5 protein-coding genes and 1 pseudogene are annotated in these 4254 nt (G+C 72.9%); all 6 read right to left on the bottom strand.

All coding sequences use genetic code 11. The features are described from left to right. Nucleotides 1-371, bottom strand: a pseudogene (locus tag B7L92_RS07185) (cell envelope biogenesis protein OmpA); the annotation flags it as partial. 40 nt (nucleotides 372-411) lie between these two features. Beyond that, nucleotides 412-831, bottom strand: coding sequence for a CpaE-like family protein (locus tag B7L92_RS07190; RefSeq protein ID WP_081236625.1), 420 nt, complete (start codon nucleotides 829-831; stop codon nucleotides 412-414). 86 nt (nucleotides 832-917) lie between these two features. Next, nucleotides 918-1250 (bottom strand): hypothetical protein, encoded by a 333-nt coding sequence (locus B7L92_RS07195; protein WP_081236626.1) that lies wholly within the window; start codon nucleotides 1248-1250, stop codon nucleotides 918-920. 88 nt (nucleotides 1251-1338) lie between these two features. Continuing rightward, complete coding sequence (locus tag B7L92_RS07200) at nucleotides 1339-1884, bottom strand: hypothetical protein (RefSeq protein WP_255310798.1); 546 nt, start codon at nucleotides 1882-1884, stop codon at nucleotides 1339-1341. A gap of 169 nt (nucleotides 1885-2053) precedes the next feature. Further along, entirely contained in the window at nucleotides 2054-2428 is a 375-nt protein-coding gene (locus tag B7L92_RS07205) for a hypothetical protein (RefSeq protein WP_081236628.1), read from the bottom strand. A gap of 85 nt (nucleotides 2429-2513) precedes the next feature. Further along, nucleotides 2514-3848 (bottom strand): hypothetical protein, encoded by a 1335-nt coding sequence (locus B7L92_RS07210; RefSeq protein WP_255310799.1) that lies wholly within the window; start codon nucleotides 3846-3848, stop codon nucleotides 2514-2516. Nucleotides 3849-4254 lie beyond the last annotated feature (406 nt).

Below are 4254 nucleotides of genomic sequence, written 5' to 3' on the forward strand. Positions count from 1 at the left end.
GGGCAGGGGCAGGAGGGGTTGGTGCAGGGCCGTCCGGCGGGATGGGTGGCCAGGACGGGGCGGTGGCGGTAGTGGGTGGCGGTGCCGTTGAGCAGGGGGCAGTGCGCGGCGGTGTACGGCAGGCACTCGGGGTGCAGCGCCGGTTCGGGGGAGTGCCCGCGGGCGGCGTCGGCCGGGCGGACGATCAGGTAGCACCGCTCGTTCAGAAACTGGCCGCAGATCTGGCACAGGCGCCGCAGGAAGGCGGTGCGGGCCCGGCCGGCGTCCAGGCTGCCGAAGGCGGCGTGGCCGCCGTGGATCAAGGACACCCACGGCACCACCAGCCCGCCCGACAGCGGCCGGCGCGCACAGCGCTGGGGTATCGAATGCATCTGGCACTTCCTTCGGGTCGCGGGGCGGGGCAGCTGGGCGTCAGGTGCCGGGCGGTGGGGGAGGGCCGGTCAGGAGTTCCTCCCAGTGGGCGTGGCGGCAGTCGGTTGCCGCGTGCAGGCGCAGGTGCAGCCAGGACAGGTCCTGTCCGGTGCGCAGGACGGCTTCGGCGCCGATGGTCGCGGCCCGCGGGTGGACGGTGTCGTCGCCGGGGGCGGCGAGCGTGAGGATGAGGCCGGGGCGGTGGGGCATGTGGCGCAGCGTGAAGGCGGTGTAGCTGCGGTCGTCCAGGATCACGAGCGGGGCGAGCTGGTACTCCTCGGCGCTGAACAGCGGAGAGGGCAGCCGCCGCAGGGGAACCGGGCAGGGAAGCAGGCCGATCGGGTCGTCGTCGGGGCTGTCGCTGATGACCAGCACCGGCGTGCGCGCTCGCTCCTCGGGCGCTGACGCTGAATTGGACATGACGGGAACGCCTCGCTTTCGTCATCGGGGAATGGATGGGGGGCGGGACAACCTGTGTGGGCGGCCCCGCCCCCGCGCCGGTCGGGTCAGCCGAGCGGGTAGAGCACCAGGGCCGGGACGGCGCTGTCGGGGATGCCGTCGGCGTAGAGCTCGCGCAGTTCCTTGTCCTGCTCCAGCTCCTCGGGCAGCGGGTAGACCTCGCCGACCTCGTCGCTGTAGGTCGGCGCGTAGCGGGCGTTGCTGTAGGTGGCGAACGGCGAGTAGCCGTTGCCCTCGGTGTCGCGGGAGAGCACCACCAGGGTGGTGCCGGGCAGCGCGCGCCAGTCGTGCCGGACGAGCTGGCGCAGGACGGCCAACGTCAGGGGGCGATCGCGGTCGTCGTCCGGGGCGGGCGGTGTCGTCTGCTGCTTGTCGCTCATGAGGACCTCTCAGAGAGGGGAACAGGGGAGGGGCGCCGGGGCTGGTGCTTGTGCGCCGCCGCCCTGGGGCGGCCGGTGGTGGGGGTGGTCAGTGGCCCGGTGTCGCCGGGGCTGACGCGGCCGGATCGGCTGTCTGGCCGGGCCACTGCCAGGTGCCGTGGTGGAGGTCCGTCCAGCGGTGGGCGCCGTCGGGGTTCCACTTCACGCGCACGGGCCCCCAGCCACCGATCGGGTGGGTGCGGCGGATCGCCGCCGGGTAGCCGAGGAGGTGGTCACGGCGCAGGTTGCTGCCGTCCAGTTGCGGTGCCTGGCCGTGCAGGTCCAGGGCCTGGAGGACGTCGGCCAGCAGTGCCCACAGCTGGTCGGGGTCCTGGGGCAGGTTGCGGATGCGCTGGTCGGAGGTGATGATCCGGCGGGCTGCCTCGTCACCGCGGCGGTACCAGGTGCCGCTGCCCGGCACTGCCCGCACGGCCGTGCTCAGCTCCTTCACGTCCGGCGGGGCCGGCTCGTCGGGGCGGGTGAGGATGCGGAACGTCTCACCCATGCCCAGGTAGTAGGCCACTTCGTGTGCCGGCTCCAGGGGGCCGTTGTCCGCATCGGCGGGTGATGGCTCGGGCAGGGGCACGCCGCTCATGTCGCTCGCGTACGCTCGGGCGGCTGCAACGGCGTCGGGAGAGATGACCATGGTCGCCTCTGATTTCTCGAACGGTCCGGCGGAGGGGAAGGGGCCGCGCTTGCGCGGCTGTTGGCACCGTCGGGCAGGGCGGCGGGTGCTCTGCCCTGCCCGACGGTCCATGGGGCGGTCAGTCCTCGATCAGGTCCAGGCAGGGGACCGGGATGCCGCTGCCGGGCAGCCGGTAGCGCCTGGTCTCCTCCGGGATGCGGTAGCGGTTGTTGCGCGGGTCGGTGCGCAGCAGCCGGGTGGACTCCTCGTCCAGCAGGAAGCCCGCGCGCGTGCCGGTGCGGTTGCGCTCCTGCACGGTGCCGGTCAGGCGGCGCAGGAAGGCCGGGCGCAGCGAGTCGTTGATGCGGGCCCGGCGACCGGCCACGATGCCGTTGTGGGCGGCCTTGTCGAGCTCGCCGAGCCGCCGGGCGGCGGCCTCCTGCACCTGCGCGACGGCTGCCGCATCCGGCAACTGCCCGATGAAGGCGCGCACCTCGTCGATACCAATGGACATGTGGTTCTTCCTCTCTGACGGGAGGGGGATGACCGGCCGGGCACCGGGCGTGCCCGGCCGGAGCCTTCGGGAAGGGGAGGGAACATCAGGCGTCGGCGCTGGCGTCGCCGTCGGCCTCGCCCTCGGTGCTGGCGTCGACGTCGGCGTCGGGCCGGTGGCTGGCCACGGCCTGCTGCTCGACCTCGGAGAGCTGGTAGCTGCCGTTGTCGGCCTGGCCGAGGGCTTCCAGCAGCAGCAGGTAGGAGGCCTGGAGCGGGCTGGGCGACTCCCACAGGCAGACGTGCGTCCCCCGGGCCGTATCGAACTGCTTGGGCTCGCGGATGTCGTCCTCGAACGCGGCGGCTACCTGCGCGAACAGCACGTTGGCGAGCCGGTTCTTGGGGAAGCCGGCCGCGACCTGCGACGGCGCGTCCCTCTCCGGGTCCGCAGCCCCCAGCAGCAGCGCCAGGGTCTCGGTGCGCTGCCGGTCGGCCCACTTGCCGTAGAAGCGGGGCAGGTCCAGCACGATCCGCTGGGCGAACCGCCGGGCCTCCTCGGGCAGGGTCTTGCCGCGCACCAGCCGCCTGACGAACTCCTGCCTCGGACCGGCGGCCGCCTTCCAGGCCCGGTTGCACGCCACGGTCCGCGCACGCTCCTCGGCCCTGCGCTCGTCTTCCTCGGTCCTGGGCTGCCTGGGCTTGGGACGCACCCTGTGGCCGTGCGCGGCCGGGTCGGCGCAGTGCCACACCGGACGGTGCTCCTCGTCCAGCCGGGCGCTGTGACCGGGGCAGCCCTTGTGGTTGTCCTCGGTCAGCGGCGCACCCAGACCCGTGGTCAGCTCGGCCAGCGGTCGGGACGGGTCCTTCTGCCCGTACCCCACCGCCCCCAGCAGCGGGATGCCCGCCGCCGTAAGCTCCTCCACCGCCTTGGCACGGGCGGCGGCATCGGCCTGCTCGGCACGCAGCAGCGCCATCTCCTGATCCCAGTGGCCGCGCCCGCCACCGCCCTCCTCGTGGTCGCGCTGGAGCGCCCGCAGCAGCCGCATCTCCGCGCCGCGCACGTCGCTGACCTCGGCGAGCTGGGCGGTCTGCTCCAGATCCATGCCCCCGGCCGCCGCCCGGCGCAGCGTGGCGTCGTCCAGCTTCTGCGCCGCCTTGGCCTGCCTGGCCGCGTTCCGGCCGACCCCCAGGGCCTTGGCGGTCGTGCGGCGGTCGACCTCGCTCATGTCGATCAGGGCCAGCTCCTGCGCCCGCAGGGTGTCGCGCGTGCTCATGCCCTCGCGGTGGTCGTTCTCCACCAGCGACAAAAACCGCGTCCAGCCGTCGCGGCCGACCAGATCCTCACGCACGTACGCCTTGATCGGGCGCACCGGGCGGCCCTCCGCCTCGGCGGTGGCGTTGGCGACCTGCTGGGCCTGCGCGCGCCGCCAGCCCTTGAACACGCCGTAGGTGCCGTCGGGCCGGGGCCGGACGCTGATGGGCTCCTCGACACGATCTCCTTCACGGAGGTGATCAGCTTCTCGTCCGGCTCGGTGTCGTGCTCACGGGCGTTGCACTCGTCGCGCACCAGCAGCGCGGCGTCCAGCACAACCACCTGCGTGGTGTCCCCCTCGGGGACGGCGGGCGTGCTGGTCGGGGTCGAGACGGCGGTAGCCATGGTGATCTCCTTCTCCTTGCCGTAGTGGCGGATGAGGGCGGCCGGGAGGGTGATTCCCTCCCGCCACATTTCAAATACTAGCTTTTATTGGGGTGAGGGCTAGATACCCCTTGACCTGCTAAAACGCAGCGAGAATGGGGGGTTTCCTGCGACTCACCCTCTCCTGCCGGGGGCCTGAGTAGGTGGGGGGT

This window comes from Streptomyces viridosporus, assembly GCF_002078235.1.
In the GTDB taxonomy this organism is placed as follows: Bacteria; Actinomycetota; Actinomycetes; order Streptomycetales; family Streptomycetaceae; genus Streptomyces; species Streptomyces viridosporus.

What these genes read in the sequence shown, in the direction of transcription:
- B7L92_RS07190 (WP_081236625.1), bottom strand. Translation starts at nt 831, where the DNA reads ATGTCCAATTCAGCGTCAGCGCCCGAGGAGCGAGCGCGCACGCCGGTG.
- B7L92_RS07200 (WP_255310798.1), bottom strand. Translation starts at nt 1,884, where the DNA reads ATGAGCGGCGTGCCCCTGCCCGAGCCATCACCCGCCGATGCGGACAAC.
- B7L92_RS07205 (WP_081236628.1), bottom strand. Translation starts at nt 2,428, where the DNA reads ATGTCCATTGGTATCGACGAGGTGCGCGCCTTCATCGGGCAGTTGCCG.
- B7L92_RS07195 (WP_081236626.1), bottom strand. Translation starts at nt 1,250, where the DNA reads ATGAGCGACAAGCAGCAGACGACACCGCCCGCCCCGGACGACGACCGC.